This window comes from Microcoleus sp. S13_C3, from assembly GCF_036700905.1.
GTDB lineage: Bacteria > Cyanobacteriota > Cyanobacteriia > Cyanobacteriales > Microcoleaceae > Microcoleus.
This window is the reverse complement of the sequence record NZ_JAUBPT010000138.1, coordinates 5,978-21,720: the sequence shown is the minus strand read 5'-3', so window position 1 is coordinate 21,720 and position 15,743 is coordinate 5,978. Positions and strand designations below refer to the sequence as shown.

14 protein-coding genes and 1 pseudogene are annotated in these 15,743 nt (G+C 47.5%); 14 read left to right on the top strand and 1 reads right to left on the bottom strand.

The genetic code is table 11. From position 1 onward, the window contains the following. Positions 1-332: 332 nt before the first annotated feature. The 6 genes from accA to rdgB all read left to right on the top strand — a co-directional run bounded on the left by accA (position 333) and on the right by rdgB (position 6,381). Complete coding sequence (accA, locus tag QUA16_RS28150; protein ID WP_333107510.1) at positions 333-1,313, top strand: acetyl-CoA carboxylase carboxyl transferase subunit alpha; 981 nt, start codon at positions 333-335, stop codon at positions 1,311-1,313. Positions 1,314-1,555: 242 nt separating this feature from the next. Beyond that, positions 1,556-2,281 carry an SDR family oxidoreductase gene (locus QUA16_RS28145; RefSeq protein WP_333107511.1) on the top strand — a complete coding sequence of 242 codons (726 nt, stop codon included), beginning with the start codon at positions 1,556-1,558 and terminating at the stop codon, positions 2,279-2,281. 110 nt (positions 2,282-2,391) lie between these two features. After that, positions 2,392-3,126, top strand: a complete 735-nt coding sequence (folE, locus tag QUA16_RS28140) for a GTP cyclohydrolase I FolE (protein WP_333107512.1) — start codon at positions 2,392-2,394, stop codon at positions 3,124-3,126. 450 nt (positions 3,127-3,576) lie between these two features. After that, positions 3,577-5,001 carry a phosphoglucomutase/phosphomannomutase family protein gene (locus QUA16_RS28135; protein WP_333107514.1) on the top strand — a complete coding sequence of 475 codons (1,425 nt, stop codon included), beginning with the start codon at positions 3,577-3,579 and terminating at the stop codon, positions 4,999-5,001. 155 nt (positions 5,002-5,156) lie between these two features. After that, positions 5,157-5,765 carry a hypothetical protein gene (locus QUA16_RS28130; protein ID WP_333107515.1) on the top strand — a complete coding sequence of 203 codons (609 nt, stop codon included), beginning with the start codon at positions 5,157-5,159 and terminating at the stop codon, positions 5,763-5,765. A gap of 28 nt (positions 5,766-5,793) precedes the next feature. Then, the gene (gene rdgB, locus QUA16_RS28125; protein WP_333107518.1) at positions 5,794-6,381 is read left to right on the top strand and encodes an RdgB/HAM1 family non-canonical purine NTP pyrophosphatase; all 588 of its coding nucleotides are present in this window, start codon (positions 5,794-5,796) and stop codon (positions 6,379-6,381) included. 163 nt (positions 6,382-6,544) lie between these two features. Here rdgB and QUA16_RS28120 read toward each other — a convergent pair whose 3' ends face one another. Next, entirely contained in the window at positions 6,545-6,883 is a 339-nt protein-coding gene (locus QUA16_RS28120) for a P-II family nitrogen regulator (protein WP_006633346.1), read from the bottom strand. A gap of 353 nt (positions 6,884-7,236) precedes the next feature. Between QUA16_RS28120 and QUA16_RS28115 the strand changes: the two genes are divergently transcribed. The 8 genes and pseudogenes from QUA16_RS28115 to QUA16_RS28080 all read left to right on the top strand — a co-directional run bounded on the left by QUA16_RS28115 (position 7,237) and on the right by QUA16_RS28080 (position 15,557). Next, positions 7,237-8,535: an MFS transporter gene (locus QUA16_RS28115; RefSeq protein ID WP_333107520.1), complete on the top strand. Its 1,299-nt coding sequence runs from the start codon at positions 7,237-7,239 to the stop codon at positions 8,533-8,535. A gap of 869 nt (positions 8,536-9,404) precedes the next feature. Continuing rightward, positions 9,405-9,579 (top strand): annotated as a pseudogene (locus QUA16_RS28110) (RNA-guided endonuclease TnpB family protein); the annotation flags it as partial. Between the two features lie 72 nt (positions 9,580-9,651). Next, positions 9,652-11,487 carry a biosynthetic-type acetolactate synthase large subunit gene (gene ilvB, locus QUA16_RS28105; protein WP_333107521.1) on the top strand — a complete coding sequence of 612 codons (1,836 nt, stop codon included), beginning with the start codon at positions 9,652-9,654 and terminating at the stop codon, positions 11,485-11,487. Between the two features lie 338 nt (positions 11,488-11,825). Further along, the gene (locus tag QUA16_RS28100) at positions 11,826-13,238 is read left to right on the top strand and encodes a serine/threonine-protein kinase (protein WP_333107524.1); all 1,413 of its coding nucleotides are present in this window, start codon (positions 11,826-11,828) and stop codon (positions 13,236-13,238) included. A gap of 93 nt (positions 13,239-13,331) precedes the next feature. After that, a complete protein-coding gene (locus QUA16_RS28095) occupies positions 13,332-13,502 on the top strand; it encodes a hypothetical protein (RefSeq protein WP_333107525.1) in 171 nt (56 codons plus the stop codon). A 67-nt stretch (positions 13,503-13,569) separates the two neighbouring features. After that, a complete protein-coding gene (locus tag QUA16_RS28090; protein WP_333107526.1) occupies positions 13,570-14,910 on the top strand; it encodes an FGGY-family carbohydrate kinase in 1,341 nt (446 codons plus the stop codon). Positions 14,911-15,015: 105 nt separating this feature from the next. Next, positions 15,016-15,360 carry a hypothetical protein gene (locus QUA16_RS28085; RefSeq protein ID WP_333107528.1) on the top strand — a complete coding sequence of 115 codons (345 nt, stop codon included), beginning with the start codon at positions 15,016-15,018 and terminating at the stop codon, positions 15,358-15,360. Then, positions 15,357-15,557, top strand: coding sequence for a hypothetical protein (locus QUA16_RS28080; RefSeq protein WP_333051533.1), 201 nt, complete (start codon positions 15,357-15,359; stop codon positions 15,555-15,557). Before QUA16_RS28085 ends, QUA16_RS28080 begins: the two co-directional genes overlap by 4 nt. The last annotated feature ends 186 nt before the right edge of the window (positions 15,558-15,743 follow it).

Here is a 15,743-nt window from a genome sequence, read left to right as displayed (position 1 = left end):
CAGTTGACAGTTGACAGTTGACAGTTGACAGTTGACAGTTGACAGTTGACAGTTGACAGTTGACAGTTGACAGTTGATTGTTAGCTGTTGGCTGTTGACTGTTCACTGTTGGGGGAATTCAGACGGAAGGGATGCGGATTAACCTATTATATTTAAAATTGAAAGGAAGCTCCAGCTCCTGGTTTTCCAGCGCGGTATGAAGCCAAGCAAAATTCATAATTCAAAACTTCCAAATTTCCCCTATTTTACAGCATACCCTGACACGGTAGGATCTCGAAAGAGTCGATCGACAAAACCTGACAAAACCTTAAAACCTTATAGAAATTATCCGCGTGCCAAACCCAGACCGTAAACCCTTACTCTTAGATTTTGAAAAGCCCCTGGCCGAACTCGAAACCCGAATTCACCAGATTCGCGAACTCGCCGCAGAAAACAGCGTCGATGTCACCGACGAAATTCGCAAACTAGAAGCGCGTTCCGCCCAACTGCGACAAGAAATTTTCAGCAGCTTGTCCCCCATGCAGCGGCTGCAACTCGCCCGTCACCCGCGCCGCCCCAGCACCCTCGATTACATTCAGGCAATTAGCGACGAGTGGATCGAGCTTCACGGCGATCGGCGCGGCGGAGACGACCCGGCCCTCGTCGGTGGAATTGCCCGCATAGACGGGCGCCCCACAGTCATCATCGGCCATCAAAAAGGGCGCGACACAAAAGACAATATCGCCCGCAACTTCGGCATGGCTGCTCCCGGCGGCTACCGCAAAGCCCTGCGGTTGATGGAACACGCCGATCGCTTCGGAATGCCAATTTTCACCTTTATCGACACTCCGGGGGCTTGGGCGGGCTTAGAAGCAGAACAGCTCGGACAGGGAGAGGCCATCGCCTGTAACCTCCGAGAAATGTTTCGCCTCGACGTTCCCATTATTTGCACCGTCATTGGCGAAGGTGGTTCCGGCGGCGCATTGGGTATCGGTGTCGGCGAGCGACTGTTGATGCTGGAACATTCCGTCTACACCGTCGCCACCCCCGAAGCTTGCGCGGCCATTCTCTGGAAAGACTCTGGTAAAGCTAACTTGGCCGCAGAAGCTCTCAAAATCACTTCCTGGGATTTGAAAAACCTCGGCATTCTCGATCAAATAGTACCAGAGCCGATCGGCGGCGCTCACTCGAATCCCCTCAAAGCTGCGTCCATACTCAAACAAGCTTTGTTAGAAAACTTAGCAGAACTAACCCAGCTTACGAGTCAGCAGCGACGCGATCTCCGGTATCAAAAGTTTCGCCACATCGGTGTATTCACTGAAATTTCTGCTTGAGCCGATCGATTCAGAGCTGTGAGTTATGAGTTAAAAAATCTCTTACTTTAAACTCATAACTCACAGCTCATTATTCTGCGGCTCTGTCAGCAGTGTTATAATTTCTCAGGTGACACGGCTTAACAGTTCTTAATGTTCATCTCATAATTAACTGTTATCACCCGCAGCAGACATTTGTCTAATTGGCCTCAGGAGGCTGCAACGCTGTAGGGAGTTGCCGAGCGAAAGTATTAGGACACTGAATGAACCATCCCACAACAAAGCAGGCTCTGATTACCGGAGCCAGCAGCGGTATTGGCAAAGCGACTGCTTTAGCGTTCGCCGCCGAGGGCATAAATCTGGCCTTAGTTAGCCGAGAGTCGGAAAACTTAGAAGCCGTTGCTGCAGCAGCCCGAGAAGTCGGAGTGAAAGCAGAAGCTTATCCCTTAGACTTGGCAAAAATTGAGCAAGTGCAAAGCAGCATCAGCGCGATCGCATCTCAATTGGGTTCCGTAGATATCCTGGTCAACAGCGCTGGGATGGGCTACACCGGCTCCTTGACGGAAACGTCCCTAGCCGACTGGCAGAACGTTCTAGACCTCAATCTGACTAGCGTTTGGCAGTGCATTCTAGGAGTTTTGCCCTCCATGCGCGATCGCCGATCGGGAATCATCATCAACGTTTCCTCGATCGCAGGCAGCCAAACCTTCCCCAACTGGGGAGCCTACTGCGTCAGCAAATTCGGTCTCATGGCATTGTCTAAAACCTTAGCCGCCGAAGAACGGGTTCACGGAATTCGCGTAACAGCAATCTGTCCGGGTTCTGTCAATACTCCCATGTGGGACACAGACACCGTGGACGCCGACTTCGATCGCACCGCCATGTTAACCCCAGAAATCGTCGCCCAATCAATTCTGCACGCAGTTCAGTTGCCAGCAAGTGCAGTAATTGAAGAAATCACGCTCATGTCCAACGCAGGAGTTTTGTGAACTTGAGATTTTAGACTGCTGGATTTTTCTCGAATTCAACAATCTTTGAATCTCTAGCTATATCCCCCAATCAAAAATCGAAAATCGATTCACCCTCACACCAACTTGTTATGACAATTGCATCTTCCGCCGATTCCAATGGCTCGATTTCAATCTCGACTGACAGCATGAAACTGTTACAAACCGCAGAGAACAACTCCCCGCGCATCCCCACTCGACCCGATCGCAATTCCTCCCACGGCCAAGAATCCAGCGTGCCCATAGCTTCAGAAGTAGGCCTGGAAGAAATGATGGAGGCCGTTCGGACAATGCTGCTGGGAGTAGGAGAAGACCCCGAACGCGAAGGATTGCTCAAAACCCCAAAACGGGTAGCAGAAGCAATGCGGTTTCTCACCAGTGGTTACAGTCAATCCCTCGAAGAACTCCTCAACGGCGCTATCTTTGACGAAGGCCACAACGAAATGGTACTGGTACGAGACATCAGCGTATTCAGTATGTGCGAACACCATATGCTGCCGTTTATGGGCCGAGTTCACATTGCTTACATTCCCAACCAAAAAGTAGTGGGATTGAGCAAATTAGCCAGAATTTCCGAGATGTACAGCCGCCGATTGCAGGTGCAAGAACGTTTGACGCGCCAAATTGCCGAAGCAGTTCAGACAATATTGGAACCGAAGGGAGTAGCTGTAGTAATGGAAGCCAGCCATATGTGCATGACGATGCGGGGTGTGCAAAAACCCGGTGCTTGGACGGTTACGAGTGCAATGTTGGGCGTGTTTCAAGAAGAACAGAAAACTCGCGAAGAATTCCTGAATTTGATCCGCCACCAACCGGCATTCTTTTAGTCAGTTGACAGTTGACAGTTGACAGTTGGCAGTTGGCAGTTGGCAGGCAGTTAACAGTAATTAGTAGGTTGGGTTGAGAGACGAACCCTCAGTTTCACTCCGCCCAAAATAATCTATCAAGCAAGGCTAATGACAGCCAACAGTCAGCAGCTAACAGTCAACAGTCAATCGATTTTAGATTTTAGATTTTAGATTTGAGATTTGAACCATTGACCCCACGGATAAATTCGGGGGGCAAGCTTCATCGGATACAGGTTTTTTATTTCTGGATCCTGAGTCTGCTTTCGGAATGAATCCGGGGGCTTGTATCCTTGATGCTTTCGGTCAATAGCCAGAGTAAAGGCTGTGGAAGCAATTCCCAAATCTAAAATCTCAAATCTAAAATCTAAAATCGGATGACGATCGACTGATAAACCCATAAAATAGACGGGTGACTCATGACTTGTGACTATGAATCCTATCAAATTCGGTACAGATGGCTGGCGCGGCATCATTGCTGACGATTTTACATTCGATCGCGTAGCGTTAGTCGCTCCCTTAGCGGCACAAGTTCTCGCAAAAACCGGCAGCAGCGATGGCAGCAGCGGTACCGTAATTGTCGGTCACGACCGCCGATTTCTGGCTGAAGAATTTGCCAAAACAGCGGCTATTGCCATCCAAAATGCAGGATTTGACGTGCTGCTGAGCGAATCCTACGCGCCTACTCCAGCTTTCAGTTTAGCTGCCAAACAATTAAATGCTTTGGGTGCGATCGTCCTGACAGCCAGCCACAATCCCGGCGCATATTTAGGGTTAAAAGTCAAGGGCGGATTTGGCGGTTCAGTTTCGCCCGAAGTTACTCAACAGATAGAAGCAAAACTCGAAAATCCGGCGGCAATTTCAGCAACTCCCGGCAAATTAGAGAATTTCAATCCTTGGCCGGCTTACTGCAAAACCTTGCGGGAAACGGTAGATATTGAGGCGATTAAAGAAGCGATCGCCAGCGGTAAAATTACAGTATTTGTAGATGTAATGCACGGTGCCGCCGCCGGAGGACTAGCTCAAATTTTAGAAGTTCCGGTACATGAAGTCAACAGCGATCGAGATCCGCTGTTTGGCGGCGGTGCACCGGAACCTTTGCCGCGCTACCTGTCGCAGTTATTTCGGGTGATGCGTACTCACCAGCGAAAAAGTTCTGGTTTGTCCATCGGATTTGTATTTGACGGAGATAGCGATCGAATTGCAGCCGTTGACTCTAGCGGCAACTTCCTCAGTTCACAAATCTTAGTTCCCATATTAATCGAACATTTAGCTTCACGGCGTGGCTTGACCGGAGAAGTCATCAAAACAGTCAGCGGTTCAGACATAATTCCCAAAATTGCCAAGCTGTACGACTTGCCGTTATTTGAAACGCCGATCGGTTACAAGTATATAGCCGATCGAATGTTAACCACCCAAGTCTTAGTGGGCGGCGAAGAATCAGGAGGAATTGGCTACGGTACACACATTCCCGAACGAGATGCTTTACTGTCAGCGCTGTACTTATTAGAAGCCGTTGTCAAATCCGGTGAAGACTTAAGCGAAATTTACAGCCGACTGCAACAAGAAACAAGCTTTACCTCAGCGTATGACAGAATCGACTTGCACCTAGCAAACATGGAAGAAAGGTCGCGTTTGCTGTCGTTGCTGCAAAATCAACCCTTAACAGAAATCGCCGGCAAAGCAGTTGTAGATTGCAACAAAGTTGACGGATATAAATTCCGTTTAGCCGACGGAAGTTGGCTGTTAATTCGGTTTAGCGGAACCGAACCAGTGTTGCGGCTGTATTCAGAAGCAGCGACATTGAAAGAAGTTATGCAAAACTTAAACTGGGCGAAAAATTGGGCGCATAATTAATCGGACTTTTCCACCGCAGATAAACGCAGATGAACGCGGATGACTCGATCTCAAATCTCTCTTTCTCTGCGGCCTCTGCGGCCTCTGCGGTAAAAAAAATATTACTCACAATGAAATACTATTCCTAGATGAGATGAATTTTAGGATAAAAACAAATGGCTTACAGCGATTTCAGTCTGGCGAGAGTCAAAAAAGATTTTGGATTAACATTAGATGAAAGCCGCAATTTATTTGCCGACACAAAACCAGTTTCACCCTCAGAAACTTTAACAACAATCCTGATTGATTATGTACCGCTAGCAACTTTTATTTCCACAGAAAAAGCTCGCTCAGAATTTTTGATTGCCCCGATATTAGCAGAAGTTAGGCGATTGTTAAACAAACGAGTTTCTCTTTTTTCCGGTAAGGATTTTACTGTCGATCCAGAAAGAGGTTTGCAAGGATTTTGCGATTATATTATTAGCGGTTCTTCAGAACAATTGTTCATCAGTGCTCCGGTTATAACAATTTTTGAGGCAAAAAAAGAAGATATCATTGGCGGTTTGGGTCAATGCGTAGCCGCAATGGTAGCCGCCCAATGTTTCAATCAAAATCAAGACACTGAGGTCGATCGCATTTACGGCGCGGTGACGACGGGTACTAATTGGAAATTCTTGATTTTGGAGGAAACTACGGTTTATATCGATCCGATTGAATACTATATTAAAGATGTTGATAAGATTTTGGGAATTCTGTTGCAACCATTTTCCCAATATGTTTGTTAATATAGACCCGTAAGTTTGAAGAGAAATAATGACCGATCGCAAATTGCTAGTTGTAGCTACGGGCAATCCGGGTAAACTCAAGGAAATGCAAGTTTATCTTCAGGATTTGGGATGGGAATTGGAGATCAAACCGTCCGAGTTGGAAATCGAGGAAACAGGCGAAACTTTTATTGCTAATGCTTGCTTGAAGGCGTCTGAAGTGGCAAAAGCAACGGGCAAATGGTCGATCGGCGATGATTCTGGTTTAATGGTAGATGCACTCAACGGCCAACCTGGGATTTATTCCGCGCGCTACGGGAAAACCGATGCTGACAGGATATCTCGACTTCTCAAAGAATTGGGAAACGAGCAAAACCGGGAAGCACAATTTGTTTGCGCGATCGCGATCGCCCGTCCCGACGGTACAATTGCCTTGCAAGTAGAAGGAATTTGCCGAGGCGAAATCCTGCACACTCCTGGCGGTACGGGAGGTTTCGGATATGACCCCATTTTCTACGTACCTGCACAGCAACAGACTTTTGCCGAAATGACACCGGATATCAAGCGATCGCACTCTCACCGCGGTCGAGCCTTCCAGGCTCTCATACCACAATTGGCGAACGTTGTCAACCAATAATGAGAAAAAAGCTAAAAAATGGGGTTACTGTGGCATTGGATATTGACACTTAGGTCTCAAAATTAAACAGGAAAGAGGTTTTTCGTTGGCAATGACAGTTACCAATGCCCTGTTTGGCCAATGCCCTGTTTGGCCAATGCCCAATGCCCAATGCCCCAGTATCTTAGATTGCCTCCAAGTTCTTTTCCCCAGTCCGAATCCGAATAATTTGTTCTACAGGAGAGATGAAAATCTTGCCGTCGCCAATCTCGCCCGTGCGGGAAGCCGCGATAATTTTATCAACCACCATGTCAACCTGATCGTTTTCCACAACAATCTCGACCTTGAGCTTTTGCAAGAACTCAACGGTGTACTCAGAACCGCGATAGCGTTCTGTCATGCCCTTCTGACGGCCAAAACCTCTAACTTCAGAAACAGTCATCCCCACAATACCAGCATTGACGAGTGCGATTTTCACTTCGTCTAGTTTAAAGGGGCGAATAATAGCTTCAACCTTTTTCAAGTTTCTCACTCCTAACAGTTAGTACCTTCGTTATATTACTTAAGCGGCGTGACATCTTTTAATATCACGGCCAACAGCAAGTATTTTGTCAAGTATATTACCCTATCTTGTACTCGCGATGAAATGCACGCCAACCTTTAACAATATTCTCGGATTTGCCGGGGGCGCGGGTTCTCGGCTCCGGCCGATCGCGGTAGAGTTAAGAAGACAGCAGCAGCCGTTCCCGGCCGATCTGCTAAAACAGAAAAAGAACCCAGGAGACAGGAGTTTTCCGAGTTTCCGCTTTGCTATGTGAGATTTGCACGTATTGCTGAAAACTATAATTGCCAGAAGCGGTCAGTTAAACTATTCTTATGCACCCAGCCAGCCCTCCCCCTGACCGCAGCGGGCTTGATGCCCTACTGAGAAATCGCCCCTTCCTCGCCTTGTGGACGGGCCAGTTATTGGCCCAAGTGGCGGATAAAATCTTTTATGTATTGCTGATTATTCTGCTGAAAACAGGCGACTACCGACCCTGGCCTGTTTCTTGGCAACATTCGGAAAATTCTATGCTGTCAGCGGTGATGATTGCCTACACCGTGCCGGCGATCGTCTTTGGTTCCGCAGCCGGTATCGTCGTAGACCGCTTTTCTAAAAAGCAAATGCTGATTGCCTGCAACGTGATTCGAGCCGCGTTGATTGTAGCTTTGCCGTTTTTGCCCAAAGCTTTTGTGGTTTTATTGACGATGACGTTTTTAATCTCTACCGTAACGCAATTTTTTGCTCCGGCAGAGCAGGCTGCAATCCCCCTCACCGTAGGGCGAGAGGGACTGATGTCGGCAAATGCTCTGTTCGCCTCCTCCACAATGGGCGGGATTATTATCGGGATGACGATCGGCGAACCGCTGTTTAGTTGGGTCAAACACAGCTTCGGAGCAGCTTCTCAAGAGTTTTTGCTCGGCGGGTTGTACCTGATATCTGCAGGTTTGATCTATACCATGCGGATCAAAGAAAGTCATGCCGGCAGCAGTGGCAAAAACGTCCATCCTTGGCAAGACCTCAAAGAAGGTTTGCGGTATTTGAAACACAATCACCTTGTCAGCAACGCGATGGTGCAGTTGACAATTTTGTATTCCGTGTTTGCCGCGCTTCAGGTGCTGGCGATCGCGCTTTCAGGCAAAATAGGTCTCAAAGAAACTCAATTTGGCTTTTTGCTGGCGGCAGCAGGAGTCGGAATGGTCTTCGGCGCAGCCTTTTTGGGACACTGGGGCGATCGAATGCACCACAAACCTCTGCCTTTAATCGGTTTCTTGATGATGGGTTTTGTATTAGCAATGTTTGCCTTTACTCGACAGTTATGGGTGGGATTCGGATTGAGCGCTCTGTTCGGTTTTGGCGCTTCCTTAATTAACGGGCCGATGCAGGCTCTGATTCAAGAAAAAACTCCCGAATCTATGCGGGGCAAAGTCTTTGGATTTGAAAACAATGCGATTAATATTGCTCTGAGCCTGCCTTTAGCGATTACTGGCCCGCTGACTGATGCTGTCAGCAAAGCAGTCGGCTCGGATGACCTCGGCTTGCGGATCGTGTTGCTGAGTTTGGGCTTTTTGGTCTCGGTGATGGGCATGGCAGCTTGGAAACATACTCGCAAAGTCTTGCAGGATGTTCTCTGAACTTTGCAAAGAAGGAAGAAGCAAGAGGGCTTGGTTTTCGCGATCGATCCATAACATAGCAACCGCCCTGATGATTAGGACGTTCTTAATTGCTCAAACGATTAGTTTTTCTTGTCGAATGCCGAATCACCAAAAAACGAGCGAGAAGCCCCTGGCTTTAGACATGGGGAGGAAAGCGACTGCGACGACCGTCGCCGTGGAAGGATCGCAATTGGAGTCGCAATGATATGATAAGTGCAGCGACTAAGAATAACCATCTACGTGTTGAAACATTTTAGTTTCGGTGAGATTCCGGCACAGTAAGCCACTACTGCATTTGAGCAGGAAGCCTATTTAACTGACAAAAAATATCAAAATGTGGAGCGTACCTATCTGGCATAAGTGATGGACTCCGAAAGCAGAAAAAAGCCAAAAGTATACGCAAAGCTTGGATTCGTCCATGCTGAGTGGGTAGAGGCGCATTGATAGCGCCTTTCAAAGTCCCTTTGTGGTCTTATTCAAGAATCCCCCTGATTCATCAGTGGGGAGTATCAAGAATGCTATACAAGCGTCATATCACGGTAAACCGGCATAGAGGCCGCGATTTCCTCTGTGTCTTTTCTTCCTCTGCTGTTCCACAATTTATCGATCGGACACCGCCCGCTCGCCAAACTTTTTGTAAAATATCAGCAGTCAAATTTTCAGAGTTTGACTATTGAGATTAAAGTATAGCGGTTCTCAAGCGTGGTGAGGTATGCCCACGGAGGCCTATGCCCTATGCCCACGGAGGCCTATGCCCTATGCCCAGTCGTACCTCATATGAGAGATCGAAAGGCTATAGTATTATAAAACATCATTAAGATTGTAAACATCAATAGACAATGGTAGTATCATATAGCCAGATGATTAATGCCGATGCTAACGGGTCTTATAATATTTTGAGAAAAGCAATCCCAAATGCGTTTAGCTTTCTTGATAGGGAGCTGCGTAGTTGGGCCGAGGCGGGTTAATCCGCTCAAAGTAAAAGCGAAAGGGGAGGGACTTCATGCCTCCCACGTCATGTAATAGATGACTATAGTTTTACAAGCTATAAAAGCTTTCATTAAAAAACATAATTAGTTTAAGGAAGGAAATTCTGTGCAACTAAAAACTAAAGTGACCATCAAGCGTGCAACTGGTGGATTTGCTCTGATTGACAGCTTGATCCGCCACGGCGTCAAGCATATTTTTGGTTATCCCGGCGGTGCAATTCTGCCGCTTTACGACGAACTCTACCGCGCCGAAGAAACTGGCGCAATCAAACATATTCTGGTGCGCCACGAACAAGGCGCTGCTCACGCGGCTGACGGATACGCCCGCGCTACTGGCAAAGTTGGGGTTTGTTTTGCTACTTCTGGCCCTGGTGCAACTAATTTGGTAACGGGGATTGCGACGGCCCACATGGATTCGATCCCGATGGTAATTATCACCGGTCAGGTGCCCCGTCCGGCGATCGGCACTGATGCGTTTCAGGAAACAGATATTTACGGGATTACCCTGCCAATAGTCAAGCATTCTTATGTAGTTCGCGACCCCAGAGATATGGCGCGAATTGTGGCAGAAGCTTTCCACATCGCGAGTACAGGGCGGCCGGGGCCGGTGTTGATTGACGTGCCCAAGGATGTGGGTTTAGAAGAATTTGACTATCTGCCCGTGGAACCCGGATCGGTGAGAATTCCGGGCTACAGGCCCACGGTGAAGGGAAATCCCCGGCAAATTAATCAAGCAATCCATTTGCTGCAGGAAGCAAAGCGTCCTTTGCTTTATGTGGGTGGCGGGGCGATCGCGGCGGGGGCCCACGAAGAAATTAAGGAACTGGCCGAACTTTTCCAATTGCCGGTCACGACAACGCTGATGGGCAAAGGTGCCTTTGACGAAAACCATCCTTTGTCGGTGAAAATGCTGGGGATGCACGGCACTGCTTACGCTAATTTTGCCGTTACCGAGTGCGATTTGCTAATTGCTGTCGGGGCGAGGTTTGACGATCGCGTGACGGGCAAATTAGACGAGTTTGCCGCGCGCGCTAAGGTGATTCACATCGATATCGACCCGGCGGAAGTAGGCAAAAATCGCGGCCCGGATGTGCCGATTGTCGGAGATGTCCGCCAAGTTTTGCTCGATTTGCTGCGCCGCTGTCGGGAAACTGGAGTTTCGGGGAAGGCCGGACAGACTGCGGAATGGCTGCACAGGATCGATCACTGGAAACAGGACTATCCGTTAGTTGTGCCTCATTACCCAGACATTTTGTCTCCGCAAGAGGTGATTTCCGAGTTGGCTACTCAAGCGCCGGATGCTTACTACACAACAGATGTCGGTCAACATCAAATGTGGTCGGCTCAATTTTTGAACAACGGGCCGCGCCGCTGGATTTCGAGCGCTGGTTTGGGCACGATGGGTTTCGGGGTGCCGGCTGCTATGGGCGCGAAAATGGCCCTACCCGATGAGCAAGTGATTTGTATTGCTGGCGATGCTAGCGTGCAAATGAATATTCAAGAATTGGGAACACTAGCACAATACGGCATTAATGTCAAGATTGTGATTGTAAATAACGGCTGGCAAGGCATGGTGCGGCAGTGGCAGCAGGCATTCTACGGCGAGCGTTATTCCTCGTCGAATATGACCGTGGGGATGCCGGATTTTGTGATGCTGGCTGAAGCTTATGGCGTGAAGGGGATGCTGGTTTCGCAACCGGAGGAACTCAAAGATGCGATCGCTCAAATGCTCGCTCACCAGGGCCCGGTGCTGATGAACGTGAAGGTGACGAGGGACGAAAACTGTTATCCGATGGTAGTTCCAGGTAAGAGCAACGCTCAAATGGTTGGTTTGCCTGAACGTAGCAAGTTGCAATCTGCGGAGTTGATTTATTGTCCGAGTTGCGGCGCGAAGAATGTTTCGAGCAATAAGTTTTGTCCTGAGTGTGGGACAAAAGTTTAACGAGTTTTGAGTGGGGACTTAGGCAGTGCCTATTAGTCTCAACTTAAGGTCAAACCTAGTCATAGACTGCTGTTTATCGTCGAGGCCAGATCCCCCCTAACCCCCCTTAATAAGGGGGGGACAAGAGTCCGATCAAAGTCAACCCCTACTCCCCTTCTTAAGGGGGATTTAGGGGGATCTGGTCTCCGATAAAAGCGAGAGATACAAAGGTTTCAGACTTAAGTTGACACGATGAAAGGCAATGGGATGTCCTTACCTGACTCTGCTGTTTCACATTTAAAACCATCTCCGCTGGCATCGCATCGAGAGCTTTAATGTGTAATCTCTAAGCATATTTTATGAGCCAGTGTCTCAACCCTGATTGCCTATTCCAAAACCCGTCTGGCTATACAAAATTCTGTCAAAAATGTGGGAATAAACTGCTATTGGGCGATCGCTACGGAGCCCAAAAAATTATTGGACAAGGGGGATTTGGGCGCACTTTTTTAGCCGTTGACGAGTATAAACCATCAAAACCTCCCTGCGTTATTAAACAATTTTACCCCCAAGTTCAAGGCACTTCTAGTATCCAGAAAGCTGCTGAGTTATTTGAGCTTGAAGCAGTACGCCTAGAGCAGTTGGGTAAACATTCTCAAATTCCCGACTTATTAGCATATTTTAGTCAAGATGGACGGCAGTATTTAGTCCAAGAATTCATCGACGGTGAAAATTTAGCCGAAGCACTAGAATCTAAGGGATATTTTAGCGAAACGCAGATTCGCGACTTGCTTAATAATTTATTGCCAGTATTCGAGTTCATTCATTCCCGCCAAGTAATTCACCGAGATATCAAGCCAGAAAATATTATTCTTAGGCAAGATAGGCAACTGGTTTTAGTTGACTTTGGAGCCGCGAAATATGCGACACAAACGGCTCTAGGGCTAACGGGAACGAGAATCGGGACGGCTGGATATATGGCACCAGAACAAGCCAACGGCAAAGCTATTCATGCGAGTGATATTTATAGTCTGGGTGTCACTTGTCTGTGTCTGTTAACTGATGTTGAACCGATTGATTTATTCGATGATAGCGAGTTTGAGTGGGTGTGGCGAGAACACTTAAAAACATCTGTCAGTTCGGAACTGGGTCAGATTTTAGATAAAATGATACAACCTGCTCTTAAAAAACGTTATCAATCTGCTACTGAAGTTTTGCAGGATATTGGTACTCGATCGCCTCAATTATCAGCTCAAACACCTCCACTAGCAACGCCACCAGACTCGCTTACATCAGCGCGGGGTGTTGACTATACTCGTCTGCGGGATTTATTGGCAGCAGGAAAGTGGAAAGAGGCGGATCAGGAAACAATAAAGGTAATGCTGAAAGCTGCTCGACGGGAGAAGGAAGATTATTTTGATACGGGTTCAATTGATAATTTTCCTTGCGATGATTTGCGGACGATCGACCAGTTGTGGGTAAAATATAGTCAGGGTCGCTTTGGTTTCAGCGTCCAGAAAAAAATTTGGTTGGAAGTGGGCGGCAAAGTTGATTGGGATACTGAAAAGAAGCTAGGCGATCGCGTCGGTTGGCGAAAGAGGAGAAAGGGGAGGAAAGATTGGTTGAGCTACAATGATTTAACCTTTAATCTGCAAGCACCAGAGGGCCACCTCCCTAGGCAACTGTGTGGGTGGTGGGGTGGGTTTCGGGGTTTGGGTGTGAAGTGGCGTTATGGTTCTGCTCTCGCATCGAGAGCTGTAAGCTGTAATTTATAGCGATTTCAGCCCTTTGTCAAGTATTTATTCTCGAACCTTTTATACGAATCTAGGGTTAATTAGCGAACAGTAATGCACCAATTCTATTAAAATATGTACAGCTTAGATATGCCCTATGAAATAGAATTTACAACTGAATTTTTAGCAGACATAAAAATTATCAGACCTATTGCTCGCAACTTAGAAAATCATCCCCTATTTAAAGAATACGCCAATAAAGAGCAGATAAATGCTGATATTGCCGCAGCAGAAGCTGAGGAATGAAACAACCATAAGATGCAAATAAACTTTGTGGTTTACTCAAATATAGGAAAATTCGTGGGAGTGGCAAATGAATCTTTATTTGGGAATAGATTTCGGCACCACGGGCGCTCGATCGACTGTCATAGACTCCCAGGGTACAATACATTGTGAGACCGAATATACTTTTGCCAACAATGGGCAACAACAGACTGAATTGCCCTCGGTGTGGCAAAATGCGCTGTGGGATTCGATCGAACAAATTCCCCCAGCAATCCGCAATCAGGTAAGGGCGATCGCCCTTGACGGCACATCTTCCACTGTCATGCTGTGCAATACCGACGGTATACCCGTATGCGAGCCGATTTTATACAATGATGCGCGCGGTGCAGCGGTGACAGAGAGGTTGCGGGCGATCGCGCCGGATAACCACACAGTATTGAGCGCTACATCGAGTCTGGCAAAACTCCTGTGGTGGCAGGAGGGCGGGCACGGCTGGTGGCAGGAGGGCGGGCACGGGGGCACCGCCCCTACGGTTTTCCTGCATCAAGCTGACTGGCTGGCATTTCTGCTGCACGGGAAATTGGGAATTAGCGACTATCACAATGCTTTGAAACTCGGTTTCGATGTTGATACTTTGTGCTATCCCAATTGGCTGATAGAGGGAATTGCGGGCGCTGCAACTCCTGAATTGCCACAAGTTGTCGCACCGGGCACGCCTGTGGGGGAAGTGAGAGCTCAAGTGCGCGATCGCTTCGGTTTTCCCCGCGATTGTATGGTTTGTGCTGGCACAACCGATAGCATTGCAGCATTTTTAGCAAGCGGTGTCAATTTACCAGGGGAAGCAGTAACTTCTCTCGGTTCTACACTAGCAGTCAAACTCTTAAGTCATACCCGCGTAGATGATTCTAGATACGGGATTTACAGTCATCGTTTCCCCCCCTTTTGTAGGGGCGGTGCCCCCGTGCCCGCCCTGGCAGGCGATTTGTGGTTGGTTGGAGGTGCTTCTAATACCGGAGGTGCGGTGCTGCGACACTTTTTTACTGATGTTGAGTTGGATAATTATAGCACACAAATTGATCCAGAAGAAGAGAGTTTGCTGGATTATTACCCATTGTTGAAAAAGGGCGATCGCTTTCCGATTAATGACCCGAATTTGCCGCCCAGACTCGAACCGCGTCCCACTGATTCAGTGGAATTTCTGCACGGTTTGCTAGAAAGCATAGCGCGGATTGAAGCGCGGGGATATCAATTATTGCAAGAATTGGGTGCCACTCCTTTGACAAAAGTTTATACTGCTGGCGGCGGTGCAAAAAATGCGGTTTGGAGTGCGATTAGAAAGCGTTATTTAAAAGTACCTGTTGAAACGCCGATTCATACTGTTGCTGCTTATGGAAGTGCGTTATTGGCGAAGCATGGAATGCAAATTTAAAGGTAGTAAATTTGGACTGATATCGCTCTTGATTAAAACGAAAATGAGAGGAAGTAAACATTCTGATATATTGTGTTAAGTTGTTATCCCTAAAAATTAAGGACAATGGCAAAGCTACCTGATGACATTCTGAACACAATTTTCACATTGCAGCGGCGGCTAGTGGAAATCCTCAACGAGACAACCGCTACAGAATACATTTTAATGCAGCAGTTTGGCGAGACAGAAGCGACACTCCCCGAACTAGAATCTCTGGATAATATTAAGGAAAGGTTGAGAACCTCTTACAATCGTTTGTACAGGCTTTTGCAGCAGGTGGCAGAATCTCAGCCCGCTGCGACTGCGGATACGTTAAACTTTTTGTATGGAACGATAGAAGACGGAGAGGCAATTGTCGATGCCTCAGCAGCAAGCATTCAAGAAATCAAAATGGATTGGAACTTACGATGAATCAACAACCTAGAATCCCCGACGCTGAAACCAGAAAGCGACACGTTGAAAAGATGCGTGAAGTCTGCCGACAGTTGGACGCTTTCAATTTGAAGTTAGATGAAGCGATTGCCATATTTGAAGCTGACAACCGCCGCCAGCGTCGAGAACGTTTGGCGGGTAAATACAGGCGTGTGGAATCTCAGGTAGTCGAATAAGATATGAGATGTTGCATCATTGTTAATAAGTCTTTTATGAACAGGCTTTTCGGCCTGTTCCACAAAGAGTGAATTTTCTTGTGGAACAGGCATTTTGCGATGTTGCATTATTGTTAATAAGTCTTTTATGAACAGGCTTTTCGGCCTGTTCCACAAAGAGTGAATTTTCTTGTGGAACAGGCATTT

Bases quoted from the DNA above. Each gene is read 5' to 3' on its own strand.
- QUA16_RS28145 (WP_333107511.1), top strand. From the start codon at position 1,556: ATGAACCATCCCACAACAAAGCAGGCTCTGATTACCGGAGCCAGCAGC.
- folE (WP_333107512.1), top strand. From the start codon at position 2,392: ATGACAATTGCATCTTCCGCCGATTCCAATGGCTCGATTTCAATCTCG.
- QUA16_RS28135 (WP_333107514.1), top strand. From the start codon at position 3,577: ATGAATCCTATCAAATTCGGTACAGATGGCTGGCGCGGCATCATTGCT.
- QUA16_RS28130 (WP_333107515.1), top strand. From the start codon at position 5,157: ATGGCTTACAGCGATTTCAGTCTGGCGAGAGTCAAAAAAGATTTTGGA.
- rdgB (WP_333107518.1), top strand. From the start codon at position 5,794: ATGACCGATCGCAAATTGCTAGTTGTAGCTACGGGCAATCCGGGTAAA.
- QUA16_RS28115 (WP_333107520.1), top strand. From the start codon at position 7,237: ATGCACCCAGCCAGCCCTCCCCCTGACCGCAGCGGGCTTGATGCCCTA.
- QUA16_RS28100 (WP_333107524.1), top strand. From the start codon at position 11,826: ATGAGCCAGTGTCTCAACCCTGATTGCCTATTCCAAAACCCGTCTGGC.
- QUA16_RS28095 (WP_333107525.1), top strand. From the start codon at position 13,332: ATGTACAGCTTAGATATGCCCTATGAAATAGAATTTACAACTGAATTT.
- QUA16_RS28090 (WP_333107526.1), top strand. From the start codon at position 13,570: ATGAATCTTTATTTGGGAATAGATTTCGGCACCACGGGCGCTCGATCG.
- QUA16_RS28085 (WP_333107528.1), top strand. From the start codon at position 15,016: ATGGCAAAGCTACCTGATGACATTCTGAACACAATTTTCACATTGCAG.
- QUA16_RS28080 (WP_333051533.1), top strand. From the start codon at position 15,357: ATGAATCAACAACCTAGAATCCCCGACGCTGAAACCAGAAAGCGACAC.